The sequence below is a fragment of the Desulfuromonas thiophila genome (genome assembly GCF_900101955.1).
Lineage (GTDB): Bacteria > Desulfobacterota > Desulfuromonadia > Desulfuromonadales > Desulfuromonadaceae > Pseudodesulfuromonas > Pseudodesulfuromonas thiophila.
On sequence record NZ_FNAQ01000006.1, the window covers coordinates 1 to 17,453 of the forward strand.

15 protein-coding genes are annotated in these 17,453 nt (G+C 66.0%); 5 read left to right on the plus strand and 10 right to left on the minus strand.

All coding sequences use genetic code 11. From position 1 onward, the window contains the following. Positions 1-199, minus strand: a 199-nt coding sequence (locus BLR80_RS06945; protein WP_216095188.1) for a hypothetical protein, incomplete at its 3' end; no start/stop codon positions are given. Positions 200-406: 207 nt separating this feature from the next. Here BLR80_RS06945 and BLR80_RS06950 point away from each other — a divergent pair. From BLR80_RS06950 to BLR80_RS06970, 5 genes are all read left to right on the plus strand, one after another. Then, entirely contained in the window at positions 407-622 is a 216-nt protein-coding gene (locus BLR80_RS06950; RefSeq protein WP_092077807.1) for a hypothetical protein, read from the plus strand. A 113-nt stretch (positions 623-735) separates the two neighbouring features. Then, the gene (locus BLR80_RS06955; protein WP_092077810.1) at positions 736-1,365 is read left to right on the plus strand and encodes a MarC family protein; all 630 of its coding nucleotides are present in this window, start codon (positions 736-738) and stop codon (positions 1,363-1,365) included. After that, positions 1,349-2,896, plus strand: a complete 1,548-nt coding sequence (gene modF, locus BLR80_RS06960; protein WP_245691393.1) for a molybdate ABC transporter ATP-binding protein ModF — start codon at positions 1,349-1,351, stop codon at positions 2,894-2,896. The genes BLR80_RS06955 and modF overlap by 17 nt, the downstream gene beginning before the upstream one ends. Before the next feature lie 19 nt (positions 2,897-2,915). Further along, positions 2,916-3,113 carry a YqaE/Pmp3 family membrane protein gene (locus BLR80_RS13380; protein WP_425429649.1) on the plus strand — a complete coding sequence of 66 codons (198 nt, stop codon included), beginning with the start codon at positions 2,916-2,918 and terminating at the stop codon, positions 3,111-3,113. Positions 3,114-3,157: 44 nt separating this feature from the next. Further along, positions 3,158-4,600: a sensor domain-containing diguanylate cyclase gene (locus BLR80_RS06970; RefSeq protein ID WP_092077816.1), complete on the plus strand. Its 1,443-nt coding sequence runs from the start codon at positions 3,158-3,160 to the stop codon at positions 4,598-4,600. A gap of 117 nt (positions 4,601-4,717) precedes the next feature. Here the strand turns inward: BLR80_RS06970 and BLR80_RS06975 are convergent, their stop codons facing one another. From BLR80_RS06975 to BLR80_RS07015, 9 genes are all read right to left on the minus strand, one after another. Next, positions 4,718-7,393, minus strand: a complete 2,676-nt coding sequence (locus tag BLR80_RS06975) for a cation-translocating P-type ATPase (protein WP_092077819.1) — start codon at positions 7,391-7,393, stop codon at positions 4,718-4,720. 24 nt (positions 7,394-7,417) lie between these two features. Further along, a complete protein-coding gene (locus tag BLR80_RS06980; RefSeq protein ID WP_092077822.1) occupies positions 7,418-7,645 on the minus strand; it encodes a hypothetical protein in 228 nt (75 codons plus the stop codon). 16 nt (positions 7,646-7,661) lie between these two features. After that, on the minus strand, positions 7,662-8,348 hold the full coding sequence (locus BLR80_RS06985) for a DUF4126 domain-containing protein (protein ID WP_092077825.1): 687 nt from the start codon (positions 8,346-8,348) through the stop codon (positions 7,662-7,664). Positions 8,349-8,354: 6 nt separating this feature from the next. Next, on the minus strand, positions 8,355-12,476 hold the full coding sequence (locus tag BLR80_RS06990; RefSeq protein WP_092077828.1) for a hypothetical protein: 4,122 nt from the start codon (positions 12,474-12,476) through the stop codon (positions 8,355-8,357). Between the two features lie 154 nt (positions 12,477-12,630). After that, positions 12,631-13,488 carry an SDR family NAD(P)-dependent oxidoreductase gene (locus tag BLR80_RS06995; protein ID WP_092077831.1) on the minus strand — a complete coding sequence of 286 codons (858 nt, stop codon included), beginning with the start codon at positions 13,486-13,488 and terminating at the stop codon, positions 12,631-12,633. Further along, positions 13,485-14,828 carry a dGTP triphosphohydrolase gene (gene dgt / locus BLR80_RS07000; protein WP_092077833.1) on the minus strand — a complete coding sequence of 448 codons (1,344 nt, stop codon included), beginning with the start codon at positions 14,826-14,828 and terminating at the stop codon, positions 13,485-13,487. Before dgt ends, BLR80_RS06995 begins: the two co-directional genes overlap by 4 nt. Continuing rightward, on the minus strand, positions 14,825-15,469 hold the full coding sequence (thiE, locus tag BLR80_RS07005) for a thiamine phosphate synthase (RefSeq protein WP_092077836.1): 645 nt from the start codon (positions 15,467-15,469) through the stop codon (positions 14,825-14,827). The genes dgt and thiE overlap by 4 nt, the downstream gene beginning before the upstream one ends. Next, positions 15,469-16,590 carry a 2-iminoacetate synthase ThiH gene (thiH, locus tag BLR80_RS07010; protein WP_092077839.1) on the minus strand — a complete coding sequence of 374 codons (1,122 nt, stop codon included), beginning with the start codon at positions 16,588-16,590 and terminating at the stop codon, positions 15,469-15,471. The genes thiE and thiH overlap by 1 nt, the downstream gene beginning before the upstream one ends. Continuing rightward, positions 16,587-17,396 carry a thiazole synthase gene (locus BLR80_RS07015; RefSeq protein WP_092077842.1) on the minus strand — a complete coding sequence of 270 codons (810 nt, stop codon included), beginning with the start codon at positions 17,394-17,396 and terminating at the stop codon, positions 16,587-16,589. The genes thiH and BLR80_RS07015 overlap by 4 nt, the downstream gene beginning before the upstream one ends. Between the last annotated feature and the right edge of the window lie 57 nt (positions 17,397-17,453).

Genomic DNA, 17,453 nt, shown 5'->3' on the forward strand with positions numbered 1-17,453 from the left:
CGCGCTCTTTGATCGGCCTCCCAAGCCATTGCCGGCAGCGGCTGACTGGGACATGCTTTTCGATCTGAACCAGCTCAAGGATCTTGACCAGGCGCTTCTCCGGTTTTGTCAACGGATCGGGCAGGTTTTCGTCAAGATAGGGGAATAGACTTTGCTGTACTGTTCCCATCAACCATGATACTTTGGCCTTGAGCTTCATTGGCAACCTCCTGACAGTTGTTTGGCGTCGTAACCTAACAATATCAGATGGTTGCTTCTGGGACTCGACTTATATGCGGTTGCATCAAATACATTCGGAAGGCCGCATGTACTTTTGCAAGAAGCTCGCTTCTTACATGTGATTATTGTCGGTAGCTGGTAGCGCCAGAGGCTGGATCTCAATGGCGATAACCCGGCACGGCAGTGTTTGTGCGATCTGGTCGCGGTAGTGCTGTGGTGGCCGGGGCTGGTGGCTGCTGAGACCAATGATGGCGGTCTGCTCATGCGGACCGATAGCCCACAGGCGCAGATCACAGGCCTGATCGCCGTTCTCTTCCAGCAGTTGCCGCAGCCGTTCACGATTTTTCGCCTGGTCGGTGCGATCCAGCAGGGCGACGCTGGCCGGCGGTTTGGTGACGCATGACAGGATTTCCCTGACGGGTTGGCGTTATCAGACGTTGTCCAGCAGGTTGGCGGTCAGGCGGGGTGTCAAGTTGTTTGACTGTCAAGCTGAATCGGCGCGAATCAGGAGGCGGCATGTTTGAAACCGCGGTTGTGGCCTTCACCACGTTTTTTGCCACCATTGGTCCGGTGGATGTGGCGGCGCTCTACGCTGCCCTGACCACCGCGGCTGCGCCGGTGGCACGGCGGTCCATGGCGCTGCGCGGCACGGCCCTGGCGGCGCTGATCCTGCTGCTGTTTGCCCTGTTTGGTGATGCGGTATTGCGCAGCCTGGGGGTTTCACTGGCGGCGTTGCAGCTTGGTGGTGGCATTCTGCTGTTGCTGATCGGTATTGATATGGTGTTTGTGCGGCCATCCGGTGGTACTGGCGCCACGCCGGCCGAAGCCCGCGAGGCTGCCGCCCGTCACGATGTGGCGGTTTTTCCCCTGGCAACGCCACTGATTGCCGGGCCGGGTGCCATGAGCGCGACCATGCTGCTGATGGCCCAGGCCCAGGGACAGTGGCAGGCCGAGGTTCTGGTGATCCTGATGCTGCTGCTGGTGTTGGCGCTGACCCTGGTTTTGCTGCTGGTGGCCAGCCGGATTCAGCAGTGGCTGGGGGTGACCGGCATGCAGGTGATCAGTCGGGTGTTCGGTGTGCTGCTGACGGCGCTGGCGGCCCAGTTCATGATCGATGGTGTGCGTCACAGTGGCCTGCTCGGTTAGCTCGCCGGCCGGCAAGGCCGCGCTGTCGCGGACGGCAGAGACAACCGCCGCAGCGGCGTTCAAGGTCGAACAGGTAACGGTGGAATTGCAGGCAGTCTGCCTATGGCAGGGGTGCCGGCCGCTGTTGCAGAATCTGACCCTGCGGCTGGAAGCCGGCCAGCGCTGGGTGGTGCTGGGCCGCAACGGTTCCGGCAAAACCGCGCTGGGGCAGCTGCTTTGCGGTTTGCGTCAGCCGCACCAGGGCCTGTGCCGTCGGCCGCCGCGCACCGCTCTGGTGGCTTTTGAGCAGATTGATCGCATTCTTGAAAATGAGCGTTATCAGGATGACAGCGATTTTGTGGGGGGCTGTGATCCTGGCACCCTGGCGCGTGATTTCCTGTTGCAACAGACCGATGCCGCCGTGGCCGGCCAGCTGCCGCAACTGGCCCGCCGCCTGGGTCTCGAAGCCCTGCTGCAGCGGGGTATCCGCTTTCTGTCCACCGGTGAGATGCGCAAGCTGGTGCTGTTGCAGGCTCTGTGTCGCCAGCCCCAGCTGCTGGTGCTGGACGAGCCCTTTGACGGCCTCGACGCGCCGACCTGTCAGACCCTGACCCGCCTGATCGACGAGGTGGCCGCCCAGGGGGTGCAGGTGCTGTTGCTGCTTAACCGCCTGAGTGACGTGCCGGCCGCCACCAGTCATCTGGCCTGTCTGCATGGTGGGCTGCTGGTGGCCAGTGGTCCGCTGCCGCAGATGCTGCGCAGCAGTGCGCTACAGCGACTGCAGCAGTTCGGGCAGATCCGGCCCGAGCAGCTGCCGGGCGCACTGGCGCCGACCGAGCCGTTACAGCTGCCACCGCACGAACCCCTGCTGCAGCTGCGTCGGGTGCAGGTGCGCTATGGCGAACGATTTATTTTGCGCGATCTCGACTGGACGGTGTGGCCGGGCGAACACTGGCGCATCAGTGGCCCCAATGGCGCCGGCAAGTCGACCCTGCTGGCGCTGATCAGCGGCGACAATGCGCAGGCCTACGCCAACGACATCCGTCTGTTTGGCCGGCGCAAGGGCAGCGGCGAAAGTCTGTGGCAGATTCGCCGTCATCTGGGTCTGGTCTCCACCGCTCTGCAGCAGGGCTACCGGGTCGGGGTGACGGCGCGGCTAGCGGTGCTTTCCGGTTTCTTCGATTCCATCGGGGTATACCGCGCCTGCAGCCGGCAGCAGGATCAGATTGCCCGGGCCTGGCTCAACGTGCTGCAGCTGGCCGATCAGGCCGAGCGGCCGCTGCGCCAGTTGTCCTACGGCGAGCAGCGCCTGGTCCTGTTGGCGCGGGCGCTGGTCAAGCAGCCGCCATTGCTCATTCTCGACGAACCCTGCCAGGGCCTGGACGATCTCAACCGGGCTATGGTGCTGCAGCTGATTGATCTGCTGGGTCGCACGGGTGGTTGTCAGCTGCTCTATGTCAGCCATCGGGCCGAAGACCATCTGCCCTGTGTGCGTCACCACCTGCAACTGGTGCCGGCCGCCGATGGCGGTTTCACCGGTCGGATTCTGTGATAGGATCAAATAATGGTTTTTGACGCCAAAAAGAGGAGATGCTGATGACAGACACCACCAAGGATGTGATTCGGATTCTGCTCGCCATCGTGCTGCCGCTCCTTGGCGTGTTTTTGCAGGTCGGTGTCTGCATTTCTGGCTCAACCTGCTGCTGACGCTGTTGGGCTATGTGCCGGGTATCATTCACGCGGTCTGGGTGATGATCCTGAAGAAATAACCTGCCGGCGGGGACGCTGGCAGTGGCAGGGGAGAGGGGGGCGCATGGGGGAAAAGACGCCGATGGTGATGGTGGTGCTGCTGCTGACATGGCTGCTGTGCCCTGCCCTGTTGTGGGCCGGTGATTTTTTCCAGTGCGATGTCTTTGAGGGGCATGGCGCGGTGATGCTGCTGATCGATGCCGACAGCGGTGCCATTGTCGATGCCAACCAGGCCGCCGCCTTGTTCTATGGCTACAGCCGCGACCAGTTGCGCCAGCTGCGGATTCAGCAGATCAACAGCCTCAGCGATGAAGAGGTCCGGGTTGAACGCCAGCTGGCGGCGCAGGAAAAACGTCATTATTTTCTGTTCCGCCATCGCCTGGCCGATGGCCGCATTGCCGATGTCGAGGTCTATTCCTGGCCGATACGGCGTTCTGACCGGACGCTGCTGTTTTCCATTGTGCACGATGTGTCAACGCGCGATCTGGCCCTCAAGCAGCTGTCCCGCAGCGAAGCGCGCCTGCGACTGGCCGAGCAGGTGGCGGGTCAGGGTTACTGGGAGTTCGATCTGCAGCGGGGTGTTTACCATCTGTCGCAGGGCGCCGGCAAACTCATCGGCCTGGAACAGGAGGAGCTGCCCTTCCGTGATTTTCTGTCGCTGGTGCTGGCCGAAGATCGTGCGGCGCTGGAGGCGGCCCGCCAGTCGGTGCTTGACGGCGAACCCAGCTACGATGTGCGTTTCCGTTTGCGCCGTCCCGATGGTCAGCGGGTTTATCTGCGCAGCCACGGCCGTTATGATGCCAGGAATAACAGCCTGTTTGGTGTGATCGTTGATGTTGGCGAATCGACCCGCGCGCTGCAGGCGCTGCAGCAGCAGAAAAGTCGCTTCGCCCGCACAGTGCTGGTGATCATGCTGGCGCAGTTGGGTGTGATTGCTTTGCTGGTGGTGTTGTGGCGGCGGCGCAAACAGGCCGAGCAGCGGGCCCAGCATCTGGCTCTGCACGACAGCCTGACCGGCCTGCCCAACCGTGCCCTGTTCGCCGACCGGGTGGAGCAGGCGTTGGTGGCGGCACAGCGCAACCGCGAGCGGGTGGCTCTGCTGTTCATCGATCTCGATCGCTTCAAGCCGGTGAATGATCAGTTCGGTCACGGCGTCGGTGATCTGCTGTTGAAGCAGGTGGCCAGCCGCATTCGCGCCTGTGTGCGTGAATCCGACACGGCGGCGCGCATTGGCGGCGACGAGTTTGTCGTCATGCTGCCGCAATTGCATCAGTCCGATGACGCCCAGCGGGTGGCCGGCAACATCCGCCAGGCCCTGGCCCGGCCCTTCGCCGTGGCGGGTCATGCGCTGGAGATCTCCGCCAGCATCGGCATTGCCCTTTATCCCGATCATGGCGATCGGCAGATTGTCCTGTCACAGCGGGCCGACCAGGCCATGTATCAGGCCAAGCAGCAGGGCCGCGATCAGGTCTGTCTTTACCAGCCGGTGGATGCGCCACCGGCCTGAGTGCTGGTCTGTGACCCTGTGGCAGCTCGCCGCCAGGGCCTTTTTTGAAACAGGAAACGCCCCGCTGGCGGTTTAGCCACCAGCGGGGCGTTGTTTTTTCGGGGCGCTGTTTGCTTTTTATTCGTATTGGCAGTGCGCCGGGGGCTGATGGCGGCGCTGCAGCCATTTATCGATTTCCACCACCAGCACAACGCTGGACGCCACCAGCAGAATCTTCAGCCAGGCTGTCAGGGCCAGTGGTTCGGTTTGAAACAGCCACTGCAGCCCCGGCACATAGAGTACGGCCAGTTGCGCCAGGCTGGCTGCCAGCAGGGCAATGAACAGAAAGGGGTTGGAAAAGAACGGAATGTGGGCGATGGAGGCTGTTTCCGAGCGGCTGTTCCAGGCCTGGAAGAACTGGAAGAACACCATGGTGGTGACGGCCTGGGTGCGGGCGCATTCCAGGCTGGCGCCATTCTTGAGGGCCTGGACGTAGATCAGTACCACGCCGGCGGCAATCAGGCCACCGACCAGAAAGGTTCGGCGGATCAGCAGGCGCGACATCAGCCCTTCGCGGCGGTCACGTGGGGGTCGGCACAGAATGCCGCGTTCGCCCGGCTCGAAGGCCATGGCGACATCCTGCAGGCCGTTGGTGACCAGATTGATCCACAGCAACTGGGCTGGCACATAGGGAATCGGCAGGCCCAAAAGCATCGTGATGATGATGGAGAACAGGGCGGCCACGCCGGTGGGAATGAGGAAGAAGGTGACCTTGCGCAGGTTGTCGAACACCACCCGGCCTTCGCGCACGGCGGCGAAGATGCTGGCGAAGTTGTCGTCGGTCAGCACCATGTCGGAGGCTTCCTTGGCCACGTCGGTGCCGGTCTTGCCCATGGCGATACCGATATGGGCGGATTTCAGGGCCGGCGCGTCGTTGACCCCGTCACCGGTCATGGCGACGATTTCGCCGCGCTCGGCCAACTGGCGGGTGATGCGCAGCTTGTGTTCCGGTGCCACGCGGGCATAGACATTGACCTGCGCCACGCGGGCATAGAGTTCTTCGTCGTTCATCTCTTCGAGTTGCTGGCCGGTGATGACCGGTGCGTCGCGGTCGGCGATGATGCCCAGTTCGGCGGCGATGGCGCGGGCGGTGATGGCGTGGTCGCCGGTGATCATCAGGACGCGGATGCCGGCATCGTGGCAACCGCTGATGGCGTCGATCACCTCGCTGCGGGCCGGGTCGATCATCCCCTGCAGGCCGGCCAGTTGCAGACCGCTTTGCAGAGCCTCCTGCGGCAGTTCGTTGTGGTCTGCGGCCACCGCTTTGCTGGCCATGGCCAGTACCCGCAGGCCGCGCGCGGCGATGTCGGCGGCGACCTGCAACAGCCGGTCGCGTTCGGCCGAATCCAGTTCGCACATGGGCAGTACCCGTTCGGGCGCGCCCTTGACGAAGATGACGCCGCCATCGCCGTGGCGGTGCAGGCTGGCCATGTAGCCGCGTTCGGACTCGAACGGAATCAGCGCCTGGCGGGGCCACTGCTCGCGCTCGATTTCGCTGTGCAGGCCACCCTTGAGCGCGGCAACGATCAGGGCGCCCTCGGTCGGGTCGCCGTCGACGTGCCAGTCGCCGTCGCTGGCGCGGTAGAGCTCTGATTCGTTGCACAGCAGGCCGATGCGCAGCAGCCGGGCCAGCTCTTCCCGTTCGTTGGCCAGCAGCGGAATGGCGTCATCGATGATCTGGCCTTCGGGGATGTAGCCGCTGCCGCTGACCTCGTAGAAGCGCTGGCCGTCGTGCAGGCAGGTCACGGTCATCTCGTTGCGCGTCAGCGTGCCGGTCTTGTCGCTGCAGATGACCGTGGTGCTGCCGAGGGTTTCCACCGCCGGCAGTTTGCGGATGATGGCGTTGTGGCGTGCCATGCGCCCGACTCCGACGGCCAGGGCGATGGTAACGACAATGGGCAGACCCTCGGGAATGGTGGCCACAGCGGCCGCCACGGCAATCATGAACATCTCCCGCGCCGAACCGCCCAGGGCGATGCCGATAAAAAACAGCGCGGCGCAGGCGCCCAGCACCAGCAGGCCGATGGTGTGGGCGAAACGCTCGATTTTTTCCTGGATCGGCGCCTTGGTGGTGCCGATGGCGCGAACATCGCCGGCGATGCTGCCGAGCAGGCTGTGGTTGCCGGTGCCCACCACCAGACCACGGGCGCGACCGTTGACCACCGCCGTGCCCATGAAGGCCATATTGGTCTGGTCGCCGGCAATCAGGTTGTCCTGCTCCAGCGTCTGGCTGTGTTTTTCCGCCGGCAGGGATTCGCCCGTCAGAATGGCTTCGTCGATGCGCAGTTCGATGGTTTGCAGCAAGCGCAGGTCGGCTGGCACGCGCGCGCCCGAGGCCAGCAGCACCAGATCGCCCGGCACCAGTTCGCTGGCGCTGATCTCCTGTTCACGACCCTCGCGAATGACCCGGGCGCGGGCCACCAGCAGGCCCTTGAGCGCCCGTACACTCTGCTCGGCGCGCAGCTCCTGCACGAAGCCGATCAGGGCGTTGAGCAGTACTACAGCGGCGATGACGGCGGTGTCGGCCCATTCGCGCAACACAAAGGTCACCACCGCTGCCACCAGCAGGATGGTGATCAGCGGGCTGGTGAACTGGTGCAGGGCCAGGCGCGGCAGGCTGATTTTTTCCTCCTCCTGCAGCCGGTTGGGACCGTACTGCTGCAGGCGGGCCTGGGCCTCGCTGGCCGAAAGACCTTCCGGGGTGACTTGCAGTTCGGCCAGAGCCTGTTCGGTGGTTTTGCGGTACCAGTGCATCGCACCTCCTGAGGATCGAGGGGGTCAGTCGCGGCGGTTTGTGTGCTGCGGATCAGTCTTTTTCGCGTTTTTCTGCTGTCGGCGGTGCTGCCACAGCACCATCAGCTGAGCGACAAGGGAACCGAAAACAAAGCCGCCGATCAGGGCGGTGATCAGCGCGCGTTGCCAGCCACCACCACCAAGCTGGGCGATAAACAGGATCAGGGCGGCGCAGGTACCAGCCGCCAGCAGATGACGCAGGTAGGGATTCATGACAACCTCCGCAGGTTCAGGATTCCGGGGGCGACGGCCGCTTTGTCTGCTGCGGCAGCTGCTTCGGGGGCAGGATTCTGAGGGATCGGCCCGACCGGCCGCGCTTGAACCCGTCACGCAGGGTGCGGCCCAGCAGGCACAGGCCCCGCCAGATGCGTGGCAGCAGCCAGAGCAACAGCACCAGAAACAGCAGCAGCAGGGCGAGGAACAGCAGCGGATGGTGCAGGGCGGTCCACAACCCGCCAAGGACCAGCAGATCCTCGCCAAGGGAGGCGCCCCAGTTGCTGAAGGGCTCCGGCGAGGCGTTGATCAGAATGCGCGAACCGGCCTTGGTGGCATGGGTGGCGGCGCTGAGACTGCCACCGATGAGGGCCGCCGCCAGACTGATCGCCGGGTCGACCTGGCCGGTGGCGGCTGCCGCCAGGGCGGCACCGGCCGGAATGCGGATGAAGCTGTGAATGGCGTCCCAGCCGCTGTCGACGCCGGGTACCTTGTCGGCAAAAAACTCCACCGCGTACATCAGGGCGCTGGCGCCGATCACCAGCGGATGCTGCACGATCTGCAAGCTTTCCGGCAGGGGCATGGCGCCACTGTTGCCCATCAGGCCCAGCACCAACACTGTGGCGTACAGGTTGATGCCACTGGCCCAGGCGGCGCCCAGACTCAGGGCAATGGTCTGGCTGATCTGCTCAAGCTGTTCCATAACGACTTATCCTTCGTTATCGGGGAGCTGTGCCGCCGTAACGGCGGGGGTGCGCTCGGCTGGCGCTGGCGCCGGCGTGGCGGCAGCGGCGGTTCGCCGGATCGGTCGGGGTCGCCACAGCGCCTGACGGCTGAAGCAGTCCCAGCCCCAGCGCAGCCAGCGCAGCAGGGCCAGGGCCAGCCACAGGGCCCACAGCAGCATCAGCAGGCGGTAGACCAGCAGCGGCACGCTCAGGGCCCAGCCCTGCGGCAGAACGTCAGCGCAGCGATCCTGATACCAGCGCAGATCCCAGGCGCTCGAACCGTTGCCGGCGATCTGCATCTGCGGCAATCCCAGCAGGCCCTGCTGGATGGCCAGCAGCAGCGTCAGCAGGGCCAACAGGGTCAGAAAACCCAGCAGCAGTTGCAGCAGATTGAAGCTCAACGGCCCGGGCAGGCGTGGCAACAGGCGTTCGCGGCAGCCGAGCACGACCAGCCACAGCACCACCGGCAGCAGTGCCAGCAGGCTGGTCTGACTCAGCCCGGCGCCGAGCAGCAGCCAGTGCCACCAGCGCAGCGGTGTCGGTGCATAACGGTCCAGCACCAGCGCCAGACCGGCCATCAGCAGCAGCATGCCCCAGAACAGTACTGCCGGCCCCAGTTGCGGCCCGCCGGCCAGCAGAATCCAGCGGTTGGCTGGCAGCTGCAGGTGGACATCGGCATTGACGCTGGCCTGCGACAGGGAGACGGCCGGTGTGCGGCTCAGCGGACCGATGCCCTGTGGCTGTTGCCAGCGCAGGAAAAACTGCTGGGCGCCGGGTTGCAGTTCCAGCCGTACCCGCCGGCCCTGCTGTTGCAGCGGCTGGGGCACACCATCGCGCTGCAGTTGCAGCAGCTGGGCGCCTTCCGGCAGCTGCAGTTGATAGTCCTGTCCCTGACTGCTGCGCAGTTCCAGCCGCAGTTCGGTTTCGCTGTGGCGCTGGCCAGCCCGCTGTTCCAGCAGGCTGTGATCGATGGTGAGGGTCTGCCCATCGCTGGCCGCCGGCCGGCCGATCGCCAGCCGCAGCTGTTCGCCCGGCCAGGGTTGCCACTGAGGCAGCCAGCGCCCCTGCTGAAAGCGGTGAATCGGTGGCAGACCCGTGGTGACAACGTGCCAGAGGGGGTCGACATCCAACTGCCAGATCTCGCGATAGCTGCCATCGTCGCCGGCGGTCAGCTCCAGCGGACTGTGCAGGGGCAGACTGCTGTGCCAGCTGAAGCGGGTCATGCCCGGCGGCAGCGGCACCTCCAGCAGGCCGTCACGTACCTGGGCCTCGGCGCTGGTGACCTGTTCGCCCGGCAGCAGAGCCACCTGTAACAGGGCGGCACTGGCGGGGCTGCTGAGGCGGCGCAGCTGGCTGTCAATCTGCCAGTCGTGACGCAGTCGCAGGGTGCGGGTAATCTCGGCGAAGGGTGGCAGCTCCGCCGGTTGCAGCTGTTGCGGGGCAGTCGCGGCACGCCGCAGAGCGATTGGGCCCCGGCTGCCTTCGCCCGGTCGCAGACCGCTGGCCTGCCAGCCGTCCAACTGCAGCTGCACCCGGCCGGCCGGCATCGCCAGATCCAGATCCAGACTGCCGGCATCCTCCGCCACCTGCAGCAACAGGTCGAGCTGGCTGATGCCGTTGCCGAGGCGGGCCCACAGATTCTGTTCATGGCGGAACAGTGGCACGGCACGGCCCTGGCCGTCGACGGCTTCGAGCAGCTGCAGGGATCGCATGTCCCCCGGCAGGGGTACGGCGCTGGCTACGACGCTGCTGAATTGCAGCCGCAGCCGTAGCAGATTGTCCCGCAGTTCGATGTCGAGCTGTTGCAGGGCGGCGCAGTCGGGCGCGCAGTCGGGCGCGGCGGTCAGGCGCTGGCGTAATTCGTCGAGCAGTTGGGGCGACGGGAAGCTGTCGGCCTGAAGCGGTGCTGGCATCAGCACGGACAGGCCCAGCAGAACGGCGACCAGCAATGCCGGGGGAACTGCCGAGGTCGTGGCCGCAGCCTCCGGCGGGTTGTTGCTGGCACCGGACTGGCGGCCATCCGGTCGTGCCAGGCGGGCGAACAGCAGAGCCCCCAGCAAAAGGCCGGCCAGCAACAGCAGGCGGTTGAGCGCTGGCGGGATCAGCAGCAAGCGCAGCTGCTGCTGCGGTTGCACCGGGCCGTTCCAGGACAGCTCGGCACTGCGCCAGGACCAGCGCGGCAGGCCCGGTCCGGTCTGGCTCTTGAGTTCCGGCGCGTAGCGCGGCAGGGGCGCCGGCGCCAGTTCGGCCAGGGCGACGCGGCTGCTGGCCTGCTTGCTCAGGGGCATGGCGGTACTCTGCAGGGCGGCATCGAAGGATTCGGCCTGCTGGCCAGCCATGCGCCGCTGCGCCGCGGCGGGCGGCTCCAACTGGGGATAGAGCGCTGCCCGCATCTGCTGACTGGAGAAGCCCAGCAGCACCAGCAGCAGCGCCAGCAGGGTCGCACCGCGGGCCAGCTGACACAGCTGACGCAGACGGCCGGCCGGCACCAGCCGCAGCAGGGCGGTGGGCAGCAGGGTGGCCAGCCACAAAAGCCGCGGCGCGGCGGTTTCATGGTAGGTCAGTGCCAGGGCCAGCAGGGCCAGCAGGCCACTGCGCCAGCCCCACAGCCGACTGCAGCCGAGGCTGACCATCAACACGACAAACAGATCGAACAGCGACCAGCTGCGCAGCCAGGTGGGGCCGACCCGATCGGCGCCGATGGCGTCGAACAGGCGCCAGCCCGGCGGCAGATGCAGCCGAACCTGCAGGGCTTCGGCGGAAAAGTTCCAGCCCAGTGCCGGCAGCTGACCGTCGGCGCCGCTTTCCAGCCGGCTTTCGGCCAGAACCTGCACCGTCTGCTGCCGTAATTCGACACCGGCCGGGCCGTCCGGTTGCAGGCGGGTGATGAACAGATCCTGCTGGTCGCTGTTGACGCGACCGAGCAGCAGTTCCGGCGCCGCTTCGAGCCGGCTGCCGCCGGCCAGGTTGCCGCTGATGCGGTCACGCAGGCTGTAGCCCCGGCCATCGAAATCCAGCCACAGATCGCGCTGCAGCTGCAGACGGTCGGCACTCGGGGGGTCGTCGCCCCGTTTCTGGCCGGTCAGGGTCAGCTGCTGTTGCGGTTCCAGCACAAAGGCCGGCAACTGGCGCCAGGCGGCAGGCAGGCCGGTTTGCTGCGGATCGATGGCCGGCGCGCCGCTGATGCGGATCGGGCGCAGCTCGGGGTGGCTTTCCACCACCCAGATTTCCTGTTGCGGCCAGGGCCCTTCCACTGGCGGCCGGCTAAAAACATCAGCGGGGCCGGTGTGACGGGCCTCAATGCGCAGCTGCCACTGGCCGGCCTGCAGATGCAGCCGCAAGCGGCCATCGGGTTCCAGTCGGGCCGGCAGCGGGCTGTCGATGTCCAGCGGGATGAAGCCTTCCGGCAGCACCGGGGCACTGAGCAGCTCCCGCGCCGGGCCAGCCACCTGCAGCTCAATCAGGGTGGTCAGCCGTGCCGGGATGTCGTCGCTGAGTTTGCGCAGCACCTGCATCTGCACCTGTTCCTGGGTCGCCACATCGCCGGCCGTCGTCAACCACAGCTGATCGCCTTCCAGCCGTGGTTGAGGCACCAGCCGGCCATCGAGCTGCAGCTGCACCAGCCCGCAATCGGGCGGCACGGCCAGCCGCTGGGGCCGCTGGTCGAAGTTCAGCTGACCGCTGATGCGGTAGTCGCCGGCCGGCAGCCACAGCGCCGGGCAGTCATTGTGGCGCAATACCGGCGCCGGGGCGTCGTTGCAGCGCACCCGTTGCGGCCACAAGCGGGCGTCGCCCGGCAGGCGTTGCCAGCCGGCCTGATCGAGGCGTAGCTGTAGATCGAACTGCGCCGCTGTCGCCGTCACCAGCATGTCCAGCCGGGTCGGCCAGCGGCACTGGCGGTTTTCACTCTGATTCCACAGCAGGGGGCAGACCCGCTCCGGCTGCTGATGCAGCACCCAATCGCTCCAGGGCTGCAGTTGGGGGGGCAGTTTTTCCGGGCTGAAGGGAGCGGCCTGCAATGGCAGGGCCGCCAGCAGCAGAACGGGCAGCAGCAAGAACAGCAGGAGCGCGCGTGGTTGCAGGGCTGGCCGGCGGGAGCGCATCATGAGAAAGATCTCCGTTCAAGGATGGCGGCGAGACGGCGAAAAGCGCCAGCGGACGCTGTTTCACCTGCCTGTTCGGGGGCGGCTGGCTCAGTATAACGGAATTGGTCGCGATTGCCAGTTGGGCCGCGGGTGATCTTTTGCGGGGGGGATGGCTTCAGCGTTGGCGGCCGAGCTGACACAGCAGGGCATCGAGCCAGCGGGTCGGCAGCAGCCGGCGGCACAGGGCCAGAACGTAGGCCGGCAGGGTGACGTAGTAGCGCGGCCGGGCCCGGCGTGCCTGCAGGGCGTGCAGCACCGGTCTGACGACGGCGGCCGGATCGGCGGTGAAGGGCGTCGGGTGGTCACTGGCGGCGTAATAGCCGCGCACCCGGCGGTAGAGCGGGGCGTAGGGGCTGCTCTGGCTGTCGACACGGGCATCGAAGGCGGCCAGGGCATTGGCGCGGAAGGCGCTGCGGATAGGGCCCGGCGTGATCAGGCTGACTTGCACGCTGCTGCCGCGCAGCTCCAGCCGCAGGCTGTCGGTCAGTCCTTCAAGGGCGAATTTGCTGGCGTTGTAGGCGCCCTGCAGCGGAAAGGCGACGCGGCCGAGAATGGAACTGATCTGGATCAGCCGGCCGCCCCGACCCTGGCGCAGGGCCGGCAACAGGGCCTGGGTCAGCTGGTGGGTGCCGAACAGGTTGGTGGCGAACTGGGCTTCCAGCGCCGCGCGGCTCAGATCCTCCACCGCCGCCGGCTGGCCGTAGGCGGCGTTGTTGATCAGGGCATACAGATCGCCATCGCACAGGGCCAGAACGTTCGCCGCAGCCTCGCCGACGCTGACGGGGTCGGCCAGTTCCAGGGCGATGGCCTGCAGCCCGGCCCGGCGCAGCTCGGCCAGATCCTCCGGCCGCCGCGCCGTGGCGATAACGCGGTAGCCGTGGCGGGGTAGAGCCAACGCCAGCTGGCGGCCGATGCCGCTGGAGGCGCCGGTGACGACCACCCAGCGCTCGCTTTGATCCGTCTGACTTGTCATGGCGCGAGAATCCCTTCGATTTCGCTGGAGATGCGGATGGCGTAATTATCGGTCAACCCGGCAATGAAGTCGAAGGCTTGGCGCAGCCACCAGTCGTAGTCGCGCTGGTGGTGCTGTTCGACATAGGTATGGTCCCAGGCCAGATCAAGACACTTGCGGGTGATGAAGGGCAGTTCCCTGTAAACGAAGCTGTCGCGGCGGTCGCAAAGGGATTGCAGCGCCAGGGCGAAGGCCTTGATGATGCGGCCGATCATCTTGTAGGCGCCCAGTTCGTAACCCAGCTTGGCACGGTGGGAAAAGATCTCCTGATAAAGCTCGGCTATCTCAGCGAAGCCGTCGCGAAAACGGTCGGCAAAAGCACTTTTCAGGTCGTCCTCGCGTTCACCAGCCATGATGGCGGCATAGTCGGCGGCGAAGATGCGCAGGGCCTCATTGATCAGCGCCTCGATGGCCTGACCGCGCACCTGTGCCAATGACCAGTCGGGCCGGGCGTTGCCGGCCAGTTTGAGAAACAGCTCCTTGATTGGCCGTTCCGGGAAGATGCGCATGGAAACGGCATCCTCCATGTCGAGCATGCGGTAGCAGATATCGTCGGCCACCTCGGTCAGAAACGACAGCGGATGCCGGGCGATGCGGTTGTCGGCGCGGCGCAGGCCCATGTCGTCGGCCAGATCGTCGAACAGGGCCTGCTCGCTGCTGAACACATTGAACTTGTGCTTGGCGGTAGCGCGCGGGTCGTCGCTGGTCCAGGGATATTTGATCATGGCGCCAAGGCTGGCGTAGGTCAGGCGCATGTAGCCGCAGGCCGGGTTGTCGTGTCGCGCCGCCAGGCGAAAGCCCTGGGCGTTGCCCTCGAACAGCAGCAGATCGGCGCGGGTGCGGGGGCTGACGCGGTCGGCGAAGATCAGCGCTTGGTGGGCGTCGAGCCATTCGCGGATGGCGTATTCACCGGCATGGCTGAAGGGCGGGTTGCCGATATCGTGGACCAGACAGCCGACCTGGAGGATCTGCGGTACGTCATCGAAGCGTTCGGCCTGCGCCGGATGCTGCCGGCGCAGAAAAGCCTGCACCTTCTTGCCGAGGGAACGGCCGACGCTGCCGACTTCGATGGAATGGATCAGGCGGTTGTGAATGTGGTCGTTGGGTGCCAGCGGATGGACCTGGGTCTTGCGCGCCAGACGGCGGAAGGGCTCGCTGAACACCACCCGGTCATAGTCCGACTCAAAGGCGCTGCGTTCGGCGCTGCCCGGCGCTGGCGGGCTGGGGGGGCGCTGCTGGCCGGCACGTTTCTGCGACAGCAGCCGGGGCCACTGCAGGGCCTCGCTGGCGGGAGCGGTCATGGCACGGGCCTTTCCGGGTTGAAAGCGGCCTGCAGCTGGCGCGCGGCCTGCGCGGGGTCTGCGGCGGCCAGGATGGCGCGGATCAGGGCGATGCCACGGGCACCAGCAGCGCGCACAGCCGGTGCCCGTTCGCTCGTGATGCCGCCGAGGGCGAAAACCGGCAGTTTAACCGCCGCGCACAGGCCGTGCAAGGCGTCGAGGCCCTGGGGCGGACCGTAGGCGGCCTTGGACGGCGTGGCGTAGATGGGGCTGAAGCAGAGGAAATCGGCGCCCTCGGCCTCGGCTTGCAGCGCTCGCTCAAGGCTGTGGCAGGAAACGCCCAGCAGCCGTTCCGGCCCCAGCAGGCGCCGCGCCATGGCGACGGGCAGGGACTGCTCGGTCAGCTGCACGCCATCGGCGGCCACCGCCAAGGCGATGTCGATGCGGTCGTTGAGCAGCAGCCGGGCGCCGGCGGCTGCTGTCAGTTGGCGCAGTTCAAGGGCCAGGGCATAAAGCTCAGCGGTGGCCAGATCCTTCTCGCGCAGTTGAACGGCGCCGACCCCGCCGGCCAGGGCCGCTGTCACGGCTTCGGCCAGGCTGCGGCCGGCCGGCAGCTGGTGGCGGTCGCTGATCAGGTAGAGGTCGAAGTCGACAGTGGCCATCAGCTGGCGGCGTTCAAAAAGGCGCTGTCCCAGTCCTTCCACACGGCCTCGTAGCCGCGCGCGCGGATGGCCCGGCTCATGGCCGCCGGCGAACGGTCGTCGTCGATGGCGAATTGCTCGCTGTTGGCGCCCTTGCTGGCATGACCACCCGGTGCGGTGCAGGAACCGGCACTCATGTGGGTGATGCCCAGCGGCAGCAGGGCGTCGCGCAGGCGGGCGCTTTCGCGCGTTGACAGGAACAGGCCGGCATCGGGAATCAGCAGCCGCATGGCGCAGACCATTTGCACCAGCTCGGTGTCGCTGATGATGTGCAGCGGGGCGAAGCCGCCATCGGCCGGGCGGATACGCGGAAAGGAGATGCTGACCTGGCTGCGCCAGTAGCGCCGCGCCAGATACTGGGCATGCAGGCCGGTATAAAAGGCTTCGCTGGCGAAGTCGCCCAGCCCCAGCAGGGCGCCGATGCCGATGCGGCGCAGCCCGGCCTGGCCGGCCCGGTCCGGTGCTTCAAGGCGGTAGTGATAATCGCGTTTCTTGCCGAAGGGGTGCAGATCGGCATAGAGCTGCGGATCGTAGGTTTCCTGATACAGGGTCAGGCCATCGACGCCGGCGGCTACCATCTGGCGGTAGCCGTCGGTATCCATCGGGTAGACCTCGATGCTGATGGAGCTGAACAGCGGCTTGATGCGCTCGATGGCAGCCACCAGATAGCGGTTGTCGGCCAGCTTCTGGGCCTCGCCGGTCAGCAGCAGAATGTGACGGAAGCCGTAGTCGTTGATGATGCGGGCTTCGCGCTCGATCTCCTCCAGTGTCAACGTGGCGCGCGGGATCTTGTTGCAGGCGTTGAAGCCGCAGTATTTACAGCCATTGCTGCACTCGTTCGACAGATACATCGGCGTGTACAGATAGATGTTGTTGCCGAAGCGCTGCTGGGTCAGGCGGTGGGCCTTCTGCGCCAGCGGTTCGATATAATCTTGCGCCGCCGGCGACAGCAGCGCCTGCAGGTCGGCCAGCCCCAGGCGCTCGGCGGCCAGCGCCCGTTCGACATCGGCGGCCGTGCGGCTGGCTACCTGGTCGCGCACCTGTTCAAGGGGGTAACGGCGGATTTCGTCGCAGAAACTCATGACGCGCTCCCCAGAAAACCGGTCAGCGGGCTGGAAGCCTCGGCCCGCTGCTGTACCTTGCCCAGGCCGGCCAGATAGCCCTCGCGGCCGGCCTGTACCGCCTTGGCAAAGGCTGCCGCCATGCGCGGCGGGTCGCCGGCGACGGCCAGCGCGGTGTTGACCAGTACGGCGTCGGCGCCCATTTCCAGCGCCTCGGCGGCATGGGACGGTGCCCCCAAGCCGGCATCGACCACCACCGGCACGATGGCCTGCTCGATGATGATGGCGATGTTGTCGCGGGTGCGGATGCCCTTGTTGGTACCAATGGGCGCGCCCAGCGGCATGACCGTGGCAACGCCGGCTTCCTGCAGATGCTTGGCCAGCACCGGATCGGCATTGATGTAGGGCAGCACGATGAAACCCTCCTTCACCAGAACCTCGGCGGCCTTGAGGGTCTCGATGGGATCGGGCAGCAGATAGTAGGGATCGGGCGTCACCTCCAGCTTGACCCAGGGCTCGCAGCCGGCCGCACGCGCCAGCCGTGCCAGGCGGATGGCTTCCTCGGCGTCGCGGGCACCGCTGGTGTTGGGCAGCAGCAGGTATCTGTTGCGGTCGATGTGGTTGAGCAGGTCGTCCTGAGGACTGCCGATATCGACCCGCCGCAGCGCCACGGTGACGATGTCGCTGCCGGAGGCTTCCAGGGTGGCGGCCATGACGGCGTTGGAGGAAAATTTCCCCGTTCCGACCATCAGGCGCGAGCCGAAGGAGCGGCCGGCAATCACCAGGGGATCGCAGAGCGGTTGTTCGGTGGCGTTGTGCGGATTCATGAGACAAACCTTTCCGGCGCCGGTTGTGGCAACGGGCGCGCAGGAGACAAGAAAAAA